The organism is Stenotrophomonas sp. LGBM10 (assembly GCF_046736075.1).
Classification (GTDB): domain Bacteria; phylum Pseudomonadota; class Gammaproteobacteria; order Xanthomonadales; family Xanthomonadaceae; genus Stenotrophomonas.
Map to the genome: position 1 here is coordinate 2,728,110 of NZ_CP177163.1, position 18,046 is coordinate 2,746,155.

An 18,046-nucleotide genomic window follows, 5' to 3' on the forward strand; every position below is an offset into this window, starting at 1 on the left:
GAGCCGCGTCCGCCAGCCGGCGGGCGGGGGTACCACCGGATCCAGTGAGGTGTAGTTGCGATGGCGCATTCCGCAGTTGACCACGACGGGCACCACGGGCATCAGCAGAGCTTCTTCGAGCGTTGGTTCTTCTCGACCAACCACAAGGACATCGGCACGCTCTACCTGCTCTTCAGCTTCATCATGTTCATCATCGGCGCGGCGATGAGCGTGATCATCCGTGCCGAGCTGATGCAGCCCGGCCTGCAGTTCGTCAAACCGGAGACCTTCAACCAGCTCACCACGGTGCATGCGCTGGTGATGATCTTCGGCGGCGTGATGCCGGCGTTCGTCGGCCTGGCCAACTGGATGATCCCGTTGCAGATCGGCGCGCCGGACATGGCGCTGCCGCGCATGAACAACTGGTCGTTCTGGCTGCTGCCGGTGGCCTTCAGCCTGCTGCTGCTGACCTTCCTGCTGCCCGGCGGTGCCCCGGCCGGCGGCTGGACGCTGTACCCGCCGCTGTCGCTGCAGGGCGGCTACAACGTTGCCTTCACCGTGTTCGCCATCCACGTGGCCGGTATCAGTTCGATCATGGGCGCGATCAACATCATCGCCACCGTGCTGAACATGCGCGCGCCGGGCATCGACCTGCTGAAAATGCCGATCTTCTGCTGGTCCTGGCTGATCACCGCGTTCCTGCTGATCGCGGTGATGCCGGTGCTGGCCGGCGCGGTGACCATGCTGCTGACCGACAAGTTCTTCGGCACCAGCTTCTTCAACGCGGCCGGCGGTGGCGACCCGGTGATGTTCCAGCACATCTTCTGGTTCTTCGGGCACCCGGAGGTGTACATCATGATCCTGCCGGCCTTCGGCGTGGTCAGCGAGATCATTCCCACCTTCAGCCGCAAGCCGCTGTTCGGCTACCAGGCGATGGTGTACGCGGTGGCGGCCATCGCCTTCCTGTCGTTCATCGTCTGGGCCCACCACATGTTCACCGTGGGCATGCCACTGGGCGGCGAGATCTACTTCATGTTCGCCACCATGCTGATCTCCATCCCCACCGGGGTGAAGGTGTTCAACTGGGTCAGCACCATGTGGCGCGGCTCGCTCACCTTCGAAGCGCCGATGCTGTGGGCGGTGGCCTTCGTGATCCTGTTCACCATCGGTGGCTTCTCCGGCCTGATGCTGGCGATTGTCGTGGCCGACTTCCAGTACCACGACACCTACTTCGTGGTGGCGCACTTCCACTACGTGCTGGTCACCGGCGCGGTGTTCGCGCTGATCGGCGCGGTGTACTACTGGTGGCCGAAGTGGACCGGGCGCATGTACAACGAGACGTGGGCCAAGATCCACTTCTGGTGGACGATCGTGTTCGTCAACCTGCTGTTCTTCCCGCAGCACTTCCTGGGCCTGGCGGGCATGCCACGCCGCATCCCGGATTACAGCGTGGCCTTCGCCGACTGGAACCTGATCAGCTCGATCGGTGCGTTCGGCATGTTCGCCACGCCGTTCATGATGGCCGCCATCCTGATCGTCTCGCTGCGCAACGGCGAAAAGGCGGCGGACCGCTCCTGGGAAGGCGCACGGGGCTTGGAATGGACGATTCCCTCACCGGCACCGGCGCATACCTTCACCGTGCCGCCGGTCATCCGCCCGGGCGATCTGGCCCACGATGACATCACCCATTGAGGTTTCCATGCGTACGCCCGAGCACGACATCGATGACCTGGCCCTGCGCCGCCGCCGCGCGCAACGCACCGCATGGGTGGTGGGCGGCGTGGCGGTGCTGGTCTATGTGGGCTTCATCCTCAGCGGGGTGATCGGGCGATGAGCGACGAACGCCCCACCACGCCTGCACGGCACGCGGGCCTGCCCCGGCTGATCGGGGTGGCGGTGGCGGTGTTCGTGCTGACCTTCTCGCTGGTGCCGCTGTACCGCATCGCCTGCGAGAAAGTGTTCGGCGTGCGCCTGGAGCGTGGCCCGGGCGCAGCGGCGGCCACCACCGCCGGGAGCAAGCGTACGGTGCGCGTGGAGTTCGATGGCGGCGTGAATTCCAAACTGCCGTGGTCGTTCCATCCCGAACAGCTGACGATGGACGTGGTGCCCGGCGAGCTCAACGAGGCGCTGTACTACGCGCGCAACGACAGCGACCGCGCGCTGGTGGGCAGCGCGGTGCCGTCAGTGGCGCCGGCCAAGGCATCGGGCTACTTCAGCAAGACCGAGTGCTTCTGCTTCACCGCCCAGACCCTGCAGGCCGGGGAGAAGCGCGACATGCCGGTGCGCTTCATCGTCGACCCGGACCTGCCGGCCAACGTCACCACGATCACGCTGTCCTACACCTTCTACAAGAACGACGCACTGTCCGCGCAGCTGGCCCCGGCGACACCGCCGGCCACCGCGCGGTCGGCTCCCTGATACGTATCCGGACACAGACTCATGGCCCAGCAAAGCCCCGATGCCAACGTGTACTTCGTGCCCACGCACAGCAAGTGGCCGTTCATCGGCTCCATCGCGATGATGGTGACGATGGTCGGCGTGGCCAGTTGGCTCAACGATTCCGGTTGGGGCAAGTGGACCTTCTACGCGGGCCTGGCCATGCTGGTGCTGACCCTGTTCTGGTGGTTCAGCGATGTGGTGCGCGAATCGCAGGCCGGCAACTACAACCGCCAGGTCGACGGCTCGTTCCGGATGGGCATGGTGTGGTTCATCTTCTCCGAGGTGATGTTCTTCGGTGCCTTCTTCGGCGCGCTGTTCTACACCCGCAACCTGGGCCTGCCGTGGCTGGGCGGCGAGGGCGATGGCGTGATGACCAACGAACTGCTCTGGGACGGTTACTCGGCGGCCTGGCCGACCAACGGCCCGGGCAGCATCGGCGGTCACTTCCAGACGATCCCCGCGTGGGGCCTGCCGCTGATCAATACGCTGATCCTGCTCACCTCCGGCGTCACCCTCACCATCGCCCACCACGCGCTGAAAGCCGGCCATCGCCGCCAGCTGCTGGTGTGGCTGGGTATCACCGTGCTGCTGGGCGCGTTCTTCCTCACCCTGCAGGCCGAGGAATACATCCACGCCTACAAGGAACTCAACCTGACGCTCGGCTCGGGCATCTACGGCTCGACCTTCTTCATGCTCACCGGCTTCCACGGCGCGCATGTGCTGCTGGGCACGATCATGCTGGTGGTGATGTGGCTGCGCTCTGCGAAAGGCCACTTCACCCGCGACAACCACTTCGGCTTCGAAGCGGCGGCGTGGTACTGGCACTTCGTCGATGTGGTGTGGCTGATGCTGTTCCTGTTCGTCTACGTGCTGTAGCGTCGCAGCAACGGGATGCCGCGTCGGTGCGACGCGGCATCAGCCACCGATGCCGTGGGGCTTGATCCAGCCGCTGTAGATGCCGATGACCACCAGCAGGAACAGCGCCACCGACACCGCGATGCGGCGGGTGAGGGCGTTGACGGTTCGCTTGGTCTGGCCGCGATCGACCAACAGGTAATACAGTCCCGCGCCCAGATTCCAGACGATGACGATCAGAAACGCGATTACCAGCAGGGTCTTCAACGAATCATTCATGCGCGGCTCGATGGCAGGGCGGGATGGCCTATCTCACCGCGTTTTGCCGGCGTTGTCATGATGCGCCAGCACACACGTCTGGTGGGTTGGATCGCGGCGCTGGCGACCATCGCCCTGTTCTGCTTCCTGGGCCACTGGCAACTGCAGCGTATGCACGAGAAACAGGCCCTGCTTGCCCAGCAGGCGCCTGCCCGCGCACAGGCCCTGACCCTTGCCGAGGCGCTCGCCGCGCCGCCGCAGCTGCGCTGGGTGGTTGATGGCGGTCGCTTCCTGCCGGGCGCGCTGCTGCTCGACAACCAGATGCGCGAGGGGCGTGCCGGCATCAAGGTCTACCAGCCGTTCCGCAGCGATGCCGGTGCGCTGGCGCTGGTGGACCTGGGCTGGCTGCCGATGCCGGCCGACCGCACCGTGCCCACCATCACCCTGCGCGAGGACCCCGTGCAGCTGGCGGGCCTGCTCGCGCCGCCGCCTGCTGCCGGACTGGCGCTCGGCCCGGCGATGTCGCCCACGCAGCAGGCGCATGTCTGGTTGGCCAGCCGCATGCCGCCGGACGAGGTCGCCGCAGCGCTGTCCCTGCCACCCGGCAGCCTGCCGGCGCGCGTACTGCGGCTGGACCCGGCGCTGCCCGGCGGCTACGCGCGCGATCTGGAGCTGCTGCCCAACACCCTGCCGCCCAGCCGCCACCTCGGCTACGCCGTGCAGTGGTTCGGCCTGGCCCTGACCGTCCTGATCGTTGCCCTGCTGCTCGAATGGCGCCGCCGCCGTCCGGCAGCGCCCCGCGGCCCCTAGTGCCGCGCACTGCACGGCACGCTTCCTCCTTCCATGAGAAAATCACACGCATGAATGCCACCACGCAGGAACAGCTCAACGCCCGCAACCGCGGTCGCTGGACCCTGATCGCCCTGTTCGGCCTGTTCTTCGGGGTGATGGCGCTGGCCGGCGTGCTGCGTTTCTCCGGCTGGCAGCCCACCGCCCATCGCAATACCGGGCAGATTCTCGCGCCGCCGGTGGATCTGGTGGCCCGGCCGCCCACACTTGCCGATGGCCAGCCTTACCCGTGGAACCCGCAGGCGCGCACCTGGCGCATCCTGGTGGCACCGGCCGAAGGCTGTGCGGCCGAGTGCGTCACTTTGTCGCAGGGATTGGGCAAGGTGTGGCAGCTGTTCGGCCATAAGGCCGATAATGTCGAGATCCTGTGGCTGGGCACGCCGCCGGCCGAGGTCCAGGGCCTGCCCGCGCTACGCGTGCTGCGCGCCCAGCCGGACCTGCGTGCCGCCTTGCCCGCCGTGGATGACGCCGCCGGCACGCCTGTGTATGTGATCGATCCCAACGGTTTCGTGATCATGCGGTATGCGCCGGGATTCGCATTGGCCGGTCTGCGCAAGGACATGGCCACGCTGTTGAAACTGAAGTGAGTTCCGTTTGATGAACCCCACCGCGCGCCCGGCGCTGCATCGCAATTTCCACCGTCTGGCGTGGTTCGCCCTGATCATGACGGCCAGCACGATCATGTTCGGATCGTTCGTGCGCCTGTCCGATGCCGGCCTGAGCTGCCCGGACTGGCCGACCTGCTATGGCCGTGTCACCTGGCCGCAGCATGCCGAAGAAGTCATCGGCCACGAGGCGGCGAAGATCCGCCCGCTGGAAACCCACAAGGCGTGGCGTGAGCAGGTCCACCGTTTCCTGGCCGGCGCGCTCGGTATCGAGATCCTGACCCTGGCCCTGCTGGCCACGCGCCGCCGCCGCTGGGGAAGCACGGCGGTGGTCACCGCCTGCGTGCTGGTGGCCACCGGCATCCCGCTGTACATGATGGGCATGCATGTTCCAGCGAGCATCATCGCGCTGATCGGCGAGGTGATCCTGCTGGTCGCGGCGTGGCGCTGGACCAACAGCGATCTGGCCCGCGTCGCGCTGCTGACCCTGGCCGTGGTGATCTTCCAGGCGCTGCTGGGCATGTGGACGGTGACCTGGCTTCTAAAGCCCATCGTGGTGATGGGCCACCTGCTGGGCGGCATGCTGATGTTCGGGCTGCTGGTGTGGATGGCGTGGCGCGCCACGCACATGCCGATCACCCTGGCCGAAGCGCCGAAGCTGCGGTGGCTGATCCGTGCCGGCGTGGCCCTGCTGGTGCTGCAGATCGCGCTGGGCGGCTGGGTCAGCGCCAACTACGCCGCGCTCGCCTGCGGCGGCGGCAGCGCCTCGCTGGACAACTTCCCGCGCTGTGTGAGCCAGTGGTGGCCACCGCACAACTTCAGCGAAGGCTTCACCCTCTGGCGCGGCATCGGCGTGGATTACGAAGGGGGCGTGCTCGACGGTGCGTCGCGCATCGCCATCCAGATGGCGCACCGCCTGATGGCCATCGTGGTGGGCCTGTACCTGCTGTGGCTGTCGGTGCGCCTGTTCCGCCTGCCGAGCATGCGCGGCTGGGCGACGGCGCTGGGCCTGCTGGTCGCCCTGCAGATCACCCTGGGCATTCTCAACGTGAAGCTGGCCGTGCCGCTGGAAGTGGCCGTCGCACACAGCGGTGGCGCGGTTGCGCTGCTGTTCGTGCTGGTGACGCTGCTGGCGCGCCTGCGGTCGCCGGATGCGGCCAGCCGGCCCTCGGCCGTGGCCTCCGGTACGGTGGGCTGACGACATGCTGAGCAACTACCGCCAATACTGGGACCTGACCAAGCCCAAGGTCGTCGCCCTGATCGTGTTCACCGCACTGGTGGGCATGTTCCTGGCCATTCCCGGGCTGCCCACCGCGCAGCAGGCGCTCGACGGCGCGCTCGGGTTCCTGGGCATCTGGCTGGCCGCCTCGGCGGCCGCTGCGATCAACCAGCTGCTGGATGCGCACATCGATGCGCAGATGGCGCGCACCTCGTGGCGCCCGCTGGTGGTGGGCAAGGTCAAGCCGTGGCAGGTGCTGGTCTTCGCCGGCCTGCTGATCGCGCTGTCGATGACGATCCTGATCGTGTGGGTCAACGTCATCACCGCGGTGCTGACCTTCGCCTCGCTGATCGGCTACGCGGTGATCTACACCGTGTACCTCAAGCGCGCGACCTCGCAGAACATCGTGATCGGCGGTCTGGCCGGCGCCACCCCGCCGATGCTGGGCTGGGCCGCGATCACCGGCATGCAGGGGCCGTGGGACTGGGCCTATGCGTCGCTGCTGGTGCTGATCATCTTCATCTGGACCCCGCCGCATTTCTGGGCGCTGGCGATCTTCCGCCGCGAGGATTACGCCAAGGCCGAGATCCCGATGCTGCCGGTGACCCACGGCGTGGTGTACACCCGCAAGTCGATCATGGCGTATTCGATCGCGCTGGCCGTGGTGAGCATCCTGCCGGTCGTGTTCGGCATGAGCGGCATGTTCTACCTCGGTGGGGCGGTGGTGCTCAACGCGGTCTTCCTCTGGTACGCCTGGCGCATGCTGAACCCGCCGGACGAACTGTTCTCGATGAAGATGTTCGGCTACTCCATTGTCTACCTGATGGCGCTGTTCGCCTTCCTGATGGTGGACCACTGGATGCTGCCCTGGCTGTAGGACGCGGGCGCGCGCTGCGACGCGCGCCTTGAATCTCCGGCAACCGTCGCCATTGCTTTCATGACCGAACAGGACGTGACGGCATGAAACGATGGATGCGAAGCGCAGTACTGACCATGACGCTGCTGTGCAGCGCGGCAATGGCCGCGCCTGCGCCCGATGACACGGCCACGCAGATCATGGCGCACGCCGGCGACCACCGCCTGGTCGTGCTCGGCGAGTACCACGGCACCGCCGAAACGCCGCTGCTGGTGGCCGACCTGACGGAGCGGTACAGCCGCGACAACGCCGCCGTGCGGCTGGCGCTGGAACTGCCGATGAGCGAGAACGTGGCCCTGGCGCGCTATCTGCGCTCGGACGGCGGTGCCGACGCGCGCGACGCGCTGCGCACCTCGCCGTTCTGGGCGGTCAAGGACGATCAGCATGACGGCCGGCGCAGCCGCGACATGCTGGACCTCATCGACGCGGTGCGCGCGCTGCGCGCCCAGGGCCGCGATGTGGGCATTGCCGGCTATGACGTGGAGAGCGGCACCTCGACGGACAACCAGACGCGCGATACGGCAATGGCAACCCACCTGCGGCAGCAGTTCAGCGCGCTGCCTGCCGATGCGCGGATGCTGGTGCTCACCGGTAACGCGCATGCGCTGCGCGCGCGCCCGCAGGGCGCACCGGCGGAGATGCAGCAGCAGCCGATGTCCGCGCAACTGCGCGATCTGCCGCTTTACAGCGTACGCCTGGACGCGCTGCGCGGAGAGGCGTGGGCCTGCCTGGACCGCTGCGGCCCGCGATCGCTGGTCGAACAGCCGGCACGCGCGCCGCACGTCGATACGCATCCACGGCGCAGCTACGATCTGGTGGAGTGGATGCCGCAGCTCAGTGTTGGCCGTCTGGTCGATTGAACGGGCTCACTGCCCTCCATCACCTTTCACCGGCTCCACCGCATCCCGCGCTACCGCTGCGCGATCATCGCGCAGCGGTTGCCGCCGGCGAAATGGCGCTGTTCGCTTTCCTGATGGTCGATCACTGGATGCTGCCCTGGCTGTAGCGCCACGCCCTGCGTGGCTTCACAGTGCCGGTTGGGCCTGCCGATGGAGGGCCGGACGCCTCTCCCGGCAGGGTCGCTCGACAGACGATTATCGATACCCTGTCCCGGCCGATGATGGGCATGACCCGAACCGAAGAAGGCGCTCCGCGCCCGCCGGAAGACCCCGCACTGTCGCTCTTGGCATAACCACTTGTAGGTTCTCTCCGCGACGGGATGTAGTCCGCAGTCTGCGCACCTGACAATCAGACCGACTGCTCAGTCTTCAGGCTGGTTGCTGTGTACAACAGAGCCCACAAGCGTTGTCTCGCGCAATCTGATGGGCAGTCAATTGCAATCTTACCGAGTGGTGATCCTGATGAACTCAATTACCGTGTCGTTCTTGCTGGCGGCGTTGCTGTACAGCCCCCGGGGTATCTGCGCCCAGGACGAGGGCGATGCAGTGGGAAAATGGCTGAATGAGCGAACCATGCGCGCTGCACTGGAGGACAGCACGGGCGCGCGCCGCTCATCGCAGGAAGGTACCTATCAGGTCATTCCCCTGTCGGAGCTGGATGCACCCGAAGAAGTCAAACACCACTTCCGCACCGAGATAGCCCTGAGCCGATCCGGGGTGAAGCGCGTTCCCAACGGTGAGATCCCATCGCAGGAGCAGCTGATCGCTTCGCTTCCGAAAGCCATACGATCCGATGCTGAACTGCGCAGGCGATTGCCTTCGCCGCCAACCAATCTCCAACGCACGATTCTTGGCACAGCAGATCTGATCGGCATGGAGCCGAGCGGCGCACTGGATGGACTCACATCCACCGGTCTAACGCGATTCTTTCGTTTGAATGGAGTGGGTGTCGTGGAGTTCAACGAACACAATTTTCGCGCACCAGGCAGCAAAGTAGAGGTGATTGCAGAACTTCAGAACGTCCGCGTCAACGGTGTACCTGCGCAACTGGAGCGTGTCTCGGATGATCGTGGGCGCAGTCGCGCAACCCTCTCATGGGCAGGAGAAAGCAAGGTCTACACACTGATCGCTATCGGGGAAGGCGACGTGGAGCGAAAAGCGACCCTTCTGCACCAGATTGCCGCAGCCGTGAAGGACTGATGTACCTGGCAGGACCGTCCACCGGACGGCACTGCCAGGATCGATCGGGTTGGACCGGATCGAAGGCGACGGAACTGCCGCCGTAACTTACTTCGCCCGCGCATACCGCTGCGCGATCATCGCGCAGACGATCAGCTGGATCTGGTGGTAGATCATGATCGGCAGCACGATCGCGCCGAGGCTGCCGCCGGCGAACAGGACCTTGGCGATCGGCACGCCGGTGGCCAGGCTCTTCTTGGAGCCGCAGAACAGGATGGTGATCTCGTCTTCGCGGTTGAAGCCCAGCCGCCGCGCAATGAAGCGGATGGTGGGCATGGCGATGCCGAGCAGTACCGCCGCCACGATGGCTACCGTGAGCAGGGACAGCAGCGGCGTCTTGCTCCACAGCCCTTCGCTGACCGCTTCACCGAAGGCCGAGTACACCACCAGCAGGATGGTGCCCTGGTCGGTGTAGCGCAGCAGCGCGCGCTGCCGCTCCACCCAGCGGGCGATCCACGGCCGCAGCAGGTGGCCGGCCACGAACGGCACCAGCAGCTGCAGCATGATGCTGATGATGGCGTGCACGGGGTTCTGCATGCCGCCCTCGGTGCCGGCCAGCACCGCCAGCAGCAGGGGGGTCAGGAACACGCCGAGGATGCTCGACAGCGAGGCACTGCAGACGGCGGCCGGCACGTTGCCGCGTGCCATCGAGGTAAAGGCGATCGATGACTGCACGGTCGAGGGCAGCGCGCACAGGAACAGCACGCCGATGTACAGCTCCGGCGTCAGCAGCCAGCCGTCCAGCGGTTTGAACAGCAGCCCCAGCAGGGGGAACAGCACGAAGGTGCAGCCGAGGATGGTCAGGTGCAGCCGCCAATGCAGCATGCCGGCGACGATCGACTCGCGCGGCAGGCGCGCGCCGTGCAGGAAGAACAGGGCGGCAATGGCGACGTCGGTGACATCGTCGAGCACCATTGCCGCGGCGCCGTGCATGGGCAGCAGCGAGGCCAGCAGCACGGTGCAGAGCAGGGCGAGGGTGAAGTTGTCCGGTCGCAGGCGCGACCACCAGGGCGTCATGCGCGGCATGCTCCTGTTGTGGGGGGAAGGGGGGACGGACACGCGTGCTGGATCAACGCGCGGTGTCCTGTTCGAGCAGGACGCGGGTCCCGGCGTCCAGCGAGGTCATGCCGGCATCGCGGCCGAACTGCAGGGCGTCTTCGACGGACGCGCCCTGCCGGGCCTTCATCAGCGCCAGCAGGGCGCCGACGCGGTTGCCGGAGGCGCAGTGCAGCAGGACCGGGCCCTGGCTCTGTGCCAGCGCGGTGCGCAGCGCCTGCACATTGGCGTCGGTGAGGCCGGCGGCACCCGCAACCGGGATGCGGACATAGCGCAGGCCCAGGCGTTCGGCAGCGGCGGTCTCGTCGAAGCCGCGCTCCTCGTCGGGCTGGCGCAGGTCGATCAGGGTGGTGACCCCTGCCGCGGCCGCCTGCTGCAGCTCGGCCGCGCTGGGTTGGCCGGCGGTGTAGAGCTGCGGCTGTGGCTGCGCGAACGGCAGCCCAGCGGCCCAGGCGGGCAGGGCCAGCGCGAGCAGCGCGGCAAGGAGGCCAGCGCGGTGCCGGCGGGCGATCGGTGCAGCGGGACGCGCGATGTGGGATGCCACGGCTGCTCCGTCGGTCAGAAGCGGATGGTGCTGCGCGCCTTGAGCAGTTCGCGCAGCTCGTACTTGTCAGTATCGTCCAGACCCTGCTGGCTCTGCTTTGCCTGAAGCTCGTCCAGACGTTGCATCAACAGCTGTTTTTCCAGCTGGGCGACCGCATCGTGCAGTTCCTGGGTCCACATCGCCTCGTCGCCGGGCAATGTCTGCGCGGCGAGCTTGTGCAGCGCCTCCTGTTCCTCGCGGCCGTCGAAGTGCTGCAGCAGGGCACCGGTGCTGATGTCCGGGCGCTGCTCGACCAGGGTGAGCAGTTCCAGCAGCAGTTCCACGCCGGGCAGGCGCAGGCCGTTGAAGTGATGCCCCTCCAGGGTCATCGCCAGCGACGGCTGCTGCAGCAGGATGGCGATGGCCGCGCGCACCAGGCTGCGGCGCTGCGCCGGAGCGACCGCGCGCGATGGTGGGCGCGCCGCCGGCGTGGCCGCGCTCGGCTTGGCGCCCAGTCCGGTCAGCGTGGTCAGCTGCTGCTTCATCAGGTCACCGAAGGCGCCGTCGGGAATCTGCGCCAGCATCGGCTTGGCGCGCTCGGCCAGCCGCGCCTTGCCGTCCAGCGTGGCCATGTTGACCTCGCGGGTGAGCTCGTCGAAGAAGAACTGCGACAGCGGCGTGGCCTGCTGCAGGCGGGCATCGAAGCCCTCGCGGCCTTCCTTGCGCACGATGGTGTCCGGGTCCTCGCCATCGGGCAGGAACAGGAAGAACGCCTGGCGGCCATCCTTCATGCGCGGCAGCACCGACTCCAGCGCACGCCAGCCGGCGCGGCGTCCGGCGGCATCGCCATCGAAGCAGAAGAACACGTCCGGTGCGTTGCGGAACAGCAGCTCGGCATGGTCCGGCGTGGTCGCCGTGCCCAGCGTGGCCACCGCCTGGGTAACGCCGAACTGGAACAGCGAGACCACGTCCATATAGCCCTCGACCACGATCAGCCGCTCGATCTTCTGGTTGGCCTGGCGCACCTGCCACAGGCCGTACAGCTCGCGGCCCTTGTGGAACAGCGCCGTCTCGGGCGAGTTGAGGTACTTGGGGCCATCATCCTTTTCCATGACCCGGCCGCCATAGGCGATCACGCGGCCACGGCGGTCGAAGATCGGGAACATCACCCGGTCGCGGAACTTGTCGTAGACGTGCCCACGGTCGTTCTTGGAGAACAGGCCGGCGCGGTCGAGAAGCTTCATGCGCCGCTCGTCCTTGCCCAGTGCATCCTTCAGCGCGCTGTAGCCATCGGGCGCATAGCCGATCGCAAAGCGGGTGCGGTTCTCTTCGTCCACGCCGCGCTGGTCCAGGTAGGCACGGGCCTTGTCGCTGCCTTCCAGCGACTTCTGGAAGAAGCGCGTGGCCGCATCCAGTGCGGAGTAGAGATCGCGGCTGTCGTCCTGCTGCTGGGCGGTGCGCGGCTGCGTGTCGCGCGGTACTTCCATGCCGACGCGCTTGGCCAGTTCATCGACCGCGTCGAGGAATTCCAGGCGGTCGTAGTTCATCAGGAAGCTGATCGCGGTGCCATGCGCGCCACAGCCGAAGCAGTGATAGAACTGCTTGGTCGGGGAAACCGTGAACGAGGCCGAGCGTTCGTCGTGGAACGGGCAACGCGCCGCGTACTCCTTGCCCTGGCGCTTCAACGGCACGCGGCTGCCCACCACCTCGACGATGTCGGAGCGGGCCAGCAGGTCATCGATGAATGCGTCGGGGATACGGGCCATGGGCAGCAGGCAGGTGGCGCGGCCGGAGAACGGCCACGCAGGGCAGCGGGGGACCGGACTAGTCTACTAGCTGCCGACCACTTCGCCCGGTTTGGGCGCGGCGATGCCCGCCTGCGCGAGGTGGAAGCGGGCGCGCAGGCGCTCGTCGACCACCGCGGTCATCAGGGCGCCCACGAAGAACACCACCGTGGCGTAGTAGATCCATACCAGCGAGATCACCAGCGCGCCCATCGAACCATAAGCACTGCCGGGGGCGACCGTGGCGATGTACAGGCCGATGGCATAGCGGCCCAGCGCGAACAGTGCCGAGGTGATCGCGCCGCCGATGAAGGCCTGGCGCCACGCCACGCGGCGGTCCGGCAGGTAGTGGTAGAGAAAGGCGAAGCCCACCGTGTACAGGGCCAGGCTGGTGAGGTAGCCCACGGCCGGCAGCACCGAGGGCAACTGCGCGAAGGCCACCTGCAGCATGGTGGTGGCGGTCATCGACAGGATCAGCAGGAAGCCCAGCGCCAGCACCACGCCGAACGAGAACACGCGCTTGCGCAGCCACGCCACGATGCCGTCTAGGCGCTCGCCACTGGTGTTGAAGATCAGGTTGAGGGCGTTCTGCAGCTGCGCGAACACCGCCGTGGCGCCGATGAACAGCAGCAGCGTGCTCCACACCCCGGCCAGCGAGCCCACATCGGGCTGGTTGTCGGCGTTCTTGAGCACGGTATCGGCCACGGTGGCGGCACTGCTGCCGGCCACGTCGTTGATCTGCGTGATCAGCGCCTGCTGTGCCGGCGGATACAGCGAGGCGGTCAGCCACAGCAGCAGGACCAGCAGGGGGGCCATCGACAGCAACGCGTAGAAGGACACCGAGGCGGCCTGGGTCAGCACGTCCACCTCGACGAAGCGCTTGCCCACGGCAACCGGGAAGCTGCGTTCGAGCCGGTCCACGTACTTGCGCAGACGGGGCGGAAGGCGGGACGGGTCGTGCGCCGGTTCGGGCGCGGGGGAAGGCGGCAACGAAGACATGCTGGATTTCTAACAGCCCCGGTTCGAAGACCGGGTGAAACGCGCGCGGCGATGCACCGCGCGCGCACTACGGTTGGCGCCCATCGCGGGGATGGGCGCTACCCGCGGGAACTCAGCCGGCCAACTGTGCCTTGACCAGCTTGGACACCAGGCCCATGTCGGCCTGGCCCGCCAGCTTGGGCTTCAGTGCGCCCATCAGCTTGCCCATGTCGGCCGCGCCGGTGGCACCGGTTTCGGCGATGGCGGCCTGGATGGCGGCCACGATCTCGGCTTCGCCCATCTTGGCGGGCAGGTACTGGTCGATGACCACCAGCTCGTCGCGCTCGATCTGCGCCAGGTCTTCGCGGTTGGCCGCTTCGAACTGGGTGACCGAGTCCTTGCGCTGCTTGACCATCTTGTCGAGCACGGCAACAACGGCGGTGTCGTCCAGCTCGATGCGCTCGTCCACTTCCTTCTGCTTGATCGCCGCGTTGATCAGGCGGATCACGCCCAGGCGGTGCTTCTCGCCGCTCTTCATGGCGGCCTTCATGTCATCGGTGAGCTGCTGCTTCAGGCTCATGGAACACCTCGTATCGGTGGAAGAGGGGGGCAATCGACATTTCAGAGCGGGAACGCAAAAAGCCGGTAACGCTTGCGCGTTCCGGCTTCGGCTCCGCCGCGACAGGACAGGCCTGCCGCATCGAAGTTGCGTCCGATCAGTACAGGCGCTGACGCTTGGTGACGTCGCGCGACGAGCGGCGCAGCTGACGCTTCACAGCAGCAGCAGCCTTACGCTTGCGCTCCTGGGTCGGCTTTTCGTAGAACTCGCGCTTGCGGGTTTCGGCCAGCACGCCGGCCTTTTCGCAGGTGCGCTTGAAGCGACGGAGCGCAAACTCGAAGGGCTCGTTCTCGCGGACTTTAACGCTGGGCATGGAATCTCCGGGACACAGTAGAACCGGGTCACGCCCGGTGAGAGCCGCACATTATAGCGGCGACAAAAGAAGTTGCAACCCACCCCGGCAAACTTCTTGGCCACGGGTGGAGTCAGATGGGCTGGCGGTGCATCTGCCGGGCCTCAAGAGGTCCATAATACGCGGTATGCGAGTCCTTGGTATCGAATCTTCCTGCGATGAGACCGGCGTGGCGGTGTACGACACCGCGCTGACCGGTGTTGACGCCCTGCGCGCCCATGCGGTCTACAGCCAGATCGCCCTTCACGCTGAATACGGTGGAGTGGTGCCCGAACTGGCCAGCCGCGATCACGTCCGCAAGTTGCTGCCGCTGATCCGCCAGACCCTGGCCGAGGCCGGCATGCAGGTTTCGGACATCGACGGGGTGGCCTACACGGCCGGCCCGGGGCTGGTTGGCGCGCTGCTGGTCGGCGCCGGCGTGGCCCGTTCGTTGGCCTGGGCGCTGGAGGTGCCGGCAGTGGGTGTCCACCATATGGAAGGCCACCTGCTGGCCCCGCTGATGGAAGACGACCCGCCCGAGGCGCCGTTCGTGGCCTTGCTGGTGTCCGGTGGCCATACCCAGCTGGTGGCGGTCGACCGGATCGGCCAGTACCGCCTGCTGGGCGAGACGCTGGACGATGCGGCCGGCGAGGCCTTCGACAAGACCGCCAAGCTGATGGGCCTGCCGTACCCGGGGGGCCCGCAGCTGGCCGCGCTGGCCGAGCGTGGAACGCCGGGCAAGTACCGCTTCACCCGGCCGATGACCGATCGCCCCGGGCTGGATTTCAGCTTCTCCGGCCTGAAGACCCAGGTGCTGCTGGCCTGGCGCGACAGCGACCAGAGCGAGCAGACCCGCGCCGATATCGCCCGCGGCTTTGAAGATGCCGTGGTGGAAACCCTGGCCATCAAGTGCGACCGTGCGTTGGATGCGGCCGGCTGCGATGTGCTGGTGGTGGCCGGCGGTGTGGGTGCCAACCGGCGCCTGCGCGCGCGCCTGGACGAGATGGCGCGCCGCCGCGGCGGCCGCGTCTGCTTCCCGCGCCCGGCGCTGTGCACCGACAACGGCGCGATGATCGCCTTTGCCGGCGCGCTGCGGCTGGAAGCGGGGCAGCACAACCCGCCGCAGGTGCAGGTCACCCCGCGTTGGGACATGGCCACGCTGCCGGCGGTGTAGGAAACACGTCCGTCAGCCCGGCCGCTCCCGCAACAAAGCAGTGACCGATTCAAGATAGGTACGTAGCCGGTCCACCGACAGTGCCCGTGTCACGGCATCCTCGATCTGCATGGTGCGGCAGCATCCTCGTCCCTGGTCTGTGCAACGCTACGTGTGTGGGGCACCAGGGCGGCATCGGGAATCCGGACGTCATCCATCGACTCTTTTCACTGATCTGCATATCGAGATCGCTTGGATCAATGTGGAAACGGGGGAGGGTGGATTCCATCTCATTTCCGGCGAACAAAGGTTGACGTTGGGGGGGGGCACGCTCGTAGCGTCTGTTCCACGCGCCACCGGGATTCGCGGATGGGAAACCATCTCCCCCCGGGGACAAGAAGTAAGCAAAGGGCCCCGAGAGGGGCCCTTTGTCTTTCCTGGTTCCCGGCACGTTCCGGAGCGGCCCGTTACCATGTTCGCCATCTTCCACGTGGCATTCCTATGGACAAGGTATTCATCGAAGGGCTCGAGATCGACGCCCTGATCGGGATCTACGACTGGGAACGGCGGATCCGCCAGACCCTGCGTTTCGACCTGGAAATGGGCTTCGACAACCGGCGCCCGGCGGCCAGCGACGACATTGCCGATACCCTCAATTACAAAGCGGTCAGCAAGCGCATCGAGCAGTTCGTGCGCGAGTCCGACTTCGGCCTGGTCGAGACATTGGCCGAGCGCATCGCCGAGATCGTGCTGCGCGAATTCAACGTGGAGTGGCTGCGGCTGAAGCTCAGCAAGCCGGGCGCAGTACGCGGCGCCCGCGCGGTCGGCGTGATCATCGAACGCACCGCCACCCAGCACCCGTAATGCCGGGCTCTGCCCGGCAACGCACCTCCGTAGTGCCGGGCTCTGCCCGGCAACCAGCCCCCGTAATGCCGGGCTCTGCCCGGCAACGCACGCATTTGGAGACCCCCCCACCATGCTCGATGCGGTAGCAGCACCCCAGTGGCTGCAGGACCTTCAACACACCCTCGAACCCTGGCCCTGGGCCTACACCCTGCTGGTTGTGGCGGCCTTGGCACTGGCCGCCTGGCTGGCCAACTTCGTCACCAAGCGGATCCTGCTGCGCGGCCTGCGCAAGCTGGTCAGCCGCCTGCCCGGCAACGCCGCAGGCAATGAAGGCGGCAACAACCTGCGGGTGATCTCGCGCCTGGCCAACGTGGTGCCGAGCATGGTCATCGCCGCCGGCGTCCAGGTGGTGCCGGATCTGCCGGCCCAACTGGTGGAGTTCGTGGTGGGGGCCTGCCGGGCCTGGGCGGTGCTGACCGTGGCGCTGGCCGTCTCGCACGCCCTGGATGCGGCCAACGATCTGTACGAGCGCCGTCCGGACGCGCGCAACAAGCCGATCAAGGGCTACCTGCAGGTCGTGAAGATCGTGGTGTTCGTGATCGCCGGCCTGTCCATCGTGGCCACCCTGCTGGGGGTGAAGCTGGGGCCGCTGGTCACCGGCCTGGGCGCGGCCACCGCCGTGCTGATGCTGATCTTCCAGGACACCATCCTGTCGCTGGTGGCCAGCGTACAGATCAGCGGCGATGGCCGGGTGCGGCTGGGCGACTGGATCGAGATGCCCAGCCAGAACGCCGACGGCGATGTGATCGACATCGCCCTGCACACCATCACCGTGCAGAACTTCGACAAGACCATCACCACCATCCCGACCAAGAAGCTGGTCACCGAGTCGTTCAAGAACTGGCGCGGCATGCAGGAGGCCGGTGGACGCCGGATCAAGCGCGCGCTGTACCTGGACCAGCACAGCGTGGGCTTCCTGGATGCAGAGGGGCTGGCGCGGCTGGAACAGTTCGCGCTCCTGCGCGAGTACCTGCGCGACAAGCAGACCGAGCTGGCGCAGTGGAACGCCGAGCTGCGTGCCAAGGGCATGGACGCGATCAACGCGCGCCGGGTCACCAACCTGGGCACGTTCCGCGCCTATGTCGAGCGCTACCTGCGCCAGCACCCGGGCATCCATACGGATATGACATTGCTGGTACGGCAGTTGCAGCCCACCACGCAGGGCCTGCCGCTGGAGATCTACTGCTTCACCCGCAGCACCGCCTGGGCCGCCTACGAAGGGGTGCAGTCGGATGTGTTCGACCATCTCCTGGCGATCCTGCCGGCCTTCGGGTTGCGCGTATTCCAGGCGTCGAGCGACGCCATGTTGATGGCCGCGCAGCAGCAGCGCGCCTTCGCGGAGTAAGCTCCTCTGCCCCCGGCGACGCCTCGGCAGCGCCGGGATTTCCCTGCGGGGAAGAAAAATGAACGCCAAAATCATTCACAACGGGCTCGGGAA

At 66.8% G+C, this 18,046-nt stretch carries 20 protein-coding genes; 13 read left to right on the forward strand and 7 right to left on the reverse strand.

Annotation, left to right across the window (positions count from 1 at the left end; translation table 11 throughout):
* Positions 1-60 precede the first annotated feature (60 nt).
* The 4 genes from ctaD to ACLB90_RS11640 are packed head-to-tail and all read left to right on the forward strand — an operon-like array spanning position 61 to position 3,294.
* Positions 61-1,671: a cytochrome c oxidase subunit I gene (gene ctaD, locus ACLB90_RS11625; protein WP_411849644.1), complete on the forward strand. Its 1,611-nt coding sequence runs from the start codon at positions 61-63 to the stop codon at positions 1,669-1,671.
* A gap of 7 nt (positions 1,672-1,678) precedes the next feature.
* On the forward strand, positions 1,679-1,813 hold the full coding sequence (locus tag ACLB90_RS11630) for a hypothetical protein (protein ID WP_411849645.1): 135 nt from the start codon (positions 1,679-1,681) through the stop codon (positions 1,811-1,813).
* Positions 1,810-2,397 carry a cytochrome c oxidase assembly protein gene (locus ACLB90_RS11635; RefSeq protein WP_411849646.1) on the forward strand — a complete coding sequence of 196 codons (588 nt, stop codon included), beginning with the start codon at positions 1,810-1,812 and terminating at the stop codon, positions 2,395-2,397. Before ACLB90_RS11630 ends, ACLB90_RS11635 begins: the two co-directional genes overlap by 4 nt.
* Before the next feature lie 21 nt (positions 2,398-2,418).
* Positions 2,419-3,294, forward strand: a complete 876-nt coding sequence (locus tag ACLB90_RS11640) for a cytochrome c oxidase subunit 3 (protein WP_017356561.1) — start codon at positions 2,419-2,421, stop codon at positions 3,292-3,294.
* 39 nt (positions 3,295-3,333) lie between these two features.
* Here the strand turns inward: ACLB90_RS11640 and ACLB90_RS11645 are convergent, their stop codons facing one another.
* A complete protein-coding gene (locus tag ACLB90_RS11645; protein ID WP_017356562.1) occupies positions 3,334-3,552 on the reverse strand; it encodes a twin transmembrane helix small protein in 219 nt (72 codons plus the stop codon).
* A 57-nt stretch (positions 3,553-3,609) separates the two neighbouring features.
* On the opposite strand from ACLB90_RS11645, the gene ACLB90_RS11650 reads away from it, so the two are divergent.
* The 6 genes from ACLB90_RS11650 to ACLB90_RS11675 all read left to right on the forward strand — a co-directional run bounded on the left by ACLB90_RS11650 (position 3,610) and on the right by ACLB90_RS11675 (position 9,219).
* Entirely contained in the window at positions 3,610-4,341 is a 732-nt protein-coding gene (locus tag ACLB90_RS11650) for an SURF1 family protein (protein WP_411849647.1), read from the forward strand.
* A 50-nt stretch (positions 4,342-4,391) separates the two neighbouring features.
* Positions 4,392-4,967 carry a hypothetical protein gene (locus ACLB90_RS11655; protein WP_411849648.1) on the forward strand — a complete coding sequence of 192 codons (576 nt, stop codon included), beginning with the start codon at positions 4,392-4,394 and terminating at the stop codon, positions 4,965-4,967.
* A gap of 10 nt (positions 4,968-4,977) precedes the next feature.
* The gene (locus ACLB90_RS11660) at positions 4,978-6,183 is read left to right on the forward strand and encodes a COX15/CtaA family protein (protein WP_017356565.1); all 1,206 of its coding nucleotides are present in this window, start codon (positions 4,978-4,980) and stop codon (positions 6,181-6,183) included.
* Between the two features lie 4 nt (positions 6,184-6,187).
* Positions 6,188-7,081, forward strand: a complete 894-nt coding sequence (cyoE, locus tag ACLB90_RS11665; RefSeq protein WP_017356566.1) for a heme o synthase — start codon at positions 6,188-6,190, stop codon at positions 7,079-7,081.
* A gap of 95 nt (positions 7,082-7,176) precedes the next feature.
* Positions 7,177-7,980 carry a calcium-binding protein gene (locus tag ACLB90_RS11670; protein ID WP_411849649.1) on the forward strand — a complete coding sequence of 268 codons (804 nt, stop codon included), beginning with the start codon at positions 7,177-7,179 and terminating at the stop codon, positions 7,978-7,980.
* 501 nt (positions 7,981-8,481) lie between these two features.
* Positions 8,482-9,219: a hypothetical protein gene (locus ACLB90_RS11675; RefSeq protein ID WP_411849650.1), complete on the forward strand. Its 738-nt coding sequence runs from the start codon at positions 8,482-8,484 to the stop codon at positions 9,217-9,219.
* Between the two features lie 87 nt (positions 9,220-9,306).
* On the opposite strand, the gene ACLB90_RS11680 is transcribed toward ACLB90_RS11675, so the two are convergent.
* From ACLB90_RS11680 to rpsU, 6 genes are all read right to left on the reverse strand, one after another.
* Entirely contained in the window at positions 9,307-10,275 is a 969-nt protein-coding gene (locus ACLB90_RS11680; RefSeq protein ID WP_411849651.1) for a bile acid:sodium symporter family protein, read from the reverse strand.
* Positions 10,276-10,327: 52 nt separating this feature from the next.
* Positions 10,328-10,858 (reverse strand): beta-lactamase hydrolase domain-containing protein, encoded by a 531-nt coding sequence (locus ACLB90_RS11685; RefSeq protein WP_411849652.1) that lies wholly within the window; start codon positions 10,856-10,858, stop codon positions 10,328-10,330.
* Positions 10,859-10,872: 14 nt separating this feature from the next.
* Positions 10,873-12,603, reverse strand: coding sequence for a DNA primase (gene dnaG, locus ACLB90_RS11690; protein ID WP_411849653.1), 1,731 nt, complete (start codon positions 12,601-12,603; stop codon positions 10,873-10,875).
* A gap of 66 nt (positions 12,604-12,669) precedes the next feature.
* The gene (locus ACLB90_RS11695) at positions 12,670-13,620 is read right to left on the reverse strand and encodes a YihY/virulence factor BrkB family protein (RefSeq protein WP_411849654.1); all 951 of its coding nucleotides are present in this window, start codon (positions 13,618-13,620) and stop codon (positions 12,670-12,672) included.
* A gap of 112 nt (positions 13,621-13,732) precedes the next feature.
* Positions 13,733-14,179, reverse strand: coding sequence for a GatB/YqeY domain-containing protein (locus ACLB90_RS11700; protein ID WP_411849655.1), 447 nt, complete (start codon positions 14,177-14,179; stop codon positions 13,733-13,735).
* A 136-nt stretch (positions 14,180-14,315) separates the two neighbouring features.
* The gene (gene rpsU, locus ACLB90_RS11705; RefSeq protein WP_002808376.1) at positions 14,316-14,531 is read right to left on the reverse strand and encodes a 30S ribosomal protein S21; all 216 of its coding nucleotides are present in this window, start codon (positions 14,529-14,531) and stop codon (positions 14,316-14,318) included.
* A 166-nt stretch (positions 14,532-14,697) separates the two neighbouring features.
* Between rpsU and tsaD the strand changes: the two genes are divergently transcribed.
* The 3 genes from tsaD (at position 14,698) to ACLB90_RS11720 (ending at position 17,953) form a co-directional block, all read left to right on the forward strand.
* Positions 14,698-15,723, forward strand: a complete 1,026-nt coding sequence (gene tsaD, locus ACLB90_RS11710; protein ID WP_411849656.1) for a tRNA (adenosine(37)-N6)-threonylcarbamoyltransferase complex transferase subunit TsaD — start codon at positions 14,698-14,700, stop codon at positions 15,721-15,723.
* Positions 15,724-16,203: 480 nt separating this feature from the next.
* Positions 16,204-16,566: a dihydroneopterin aldolase gene (gene folB, locus ACLB90_RS11715; protein WP_136007126.1), complete on the forward strand. Its 363-nt coding sequence runs from the start codon at positions 16,204-16,206 to the stop codon at positions 16,564-16,566.
* 112 nt (positions 16,567-16,678) lie between these two features.
* Positions 16,679-17,953, forward strand: coding sequence for a mechanosensitive ion channel family protein (locus ACLB90_RS11720; RefSeq protein ID WP_411849657.1), 1,275 nt, complete (start codon positions 16,679-16,681; stop codon positions 17,951-17,953).
* Positions 17,954-18,046 lie beyond the last annotated feature (93 nt).

Bases quoted from the DNA above. Each gene is read 5' to 3' on its own strand.
- ctaD (WP_411849644.1), top strand. From the start codon at position 61: ATGGCGCATTCCGCAGTTGACCACGACGGGCACCACGGGCATCAGCAG.
- ACLB90_RS11655 (WP_411849648.1), top strand. From the start codon at position 4,392: ATGAATGCCACCACGCAGGAACAGCTCAACGCCCGCAACCGCGGTCGC.
- tsaD (WP_411849656.1), top strand. From the start codon at position 14,698: ATGCGAGTCCTTGGTATCGAATCTTCCTGCGATGAGACCGGCGTGGCG.
- rpsU (WP_002808376.1), bottom strand. From the start codon at position 14,531: ATGCCCAGCGTTAAAGTCCGCGAGAACGAGCCCTTCGAGTTTGCGCTC.
- folB (WP_136007126.1), top strand. From the start codon at position 16,204: ATGGACAAGGTATTCATCGAAGGGCTCGAGATCGACGCCCTGATCGGG.
- ACLB90_RS11640 (WP_017356561.1), top strand. From the start codon at position 2,419: ATGGCCCAGCAAAGCCCCGATGCCAACGTGTACTTCGTGCCCACGCAC.
- ACLB90_RS11670 (WP_411849649.1), top strand. From the start codon at position 7,177: ATGCGAAGCGCAGTACTGACCATGACGCTGCTGTGCAGCGCGGCAATG.
- ACLB90_RS11680 (WP_411849651.1), bottom strand. From the start codon at position 10,275: ATGACGCCCTGGTGGTCGCGCCTGCGACCGGACAACTTCACCCTCGCC.
- ACLB90_RS11720 (WP_411849657.1), top strand. From the start codon at position 16,679: ATGCTCGATGCGGTAGCAGCACCCCAGTGGCTGCAGGACCTTCAACAC.
- ACLB90_RS11630 (WP_411849645.1), top strand. From the start codon at position 1,679: ATGCGTACGCCCGAGCACGACATCGATGACCTGGCCCTGCGCCGCCGC.
- ACLB90_RS11695 (WP_411849654.1), bottom strand. From the start codon at position 13,620: ATGTCTTCGTTGCCGCCTTCCCCCGCGCCCGAACCGGCGCACGACCCG.
- dnaG (WP_411849653.1), bottom strand. From the start codon at position 12,603: ATGGCCCGTATCCCCGACGCATTCATCGATGACCTGCTGGCCCGCTCC.
- cyoE (WP_017356566.1), top strand. From the start codon at position 6,188: ATGCTGAGCAACTACCGCCAATACTGGGACCTGACCAAGCCCAAGGTC.
- ACLB90_RS11650 (WP_411849647.1), top strand. From the start codon at position 3,610: ATGATGCGCCAGCACACACGTCTGGTGGGTTGGATCGCGGCGCTGGCG.
- ACLB90_RS11660 (WP_017356565.1), top strand. From the start codon at position 4,978: ATGAACCCCACCGCGCGCCCGGCGCTGCATCGCAATTTCCACCGTCTG.
- ACLB90_RS11645 (WP_017356562.1), bottom strand. From the start codon at position 3,552: ATGAATGATTCGTTGAAGACCCTGCTGGTAATCGCGTTTCTGATCGTC.
- ACLB90_RS11635 (WP_411849646.1), top strand. From the start codon at position 1,810: ATGAGCGACGAACGCCCCACCACGCCTGCACGGCACGCGGGCCTGCCC.
- ACLB90_RS11675 (WP_411849650.1), top strand. From the start codon at position 8,482: ATGAACTCAATTACCGTGTCGTTCTTGCTGGCGGCGTTGCTGTACAGC.
- ACLB90_RS11700 (WP_411849655.1), bottom strand. From the start codon at position 14,179: ATGAGCCTGAAGCAGCAGCTCACCGATGACATGAAGGCCGCCATGAAG.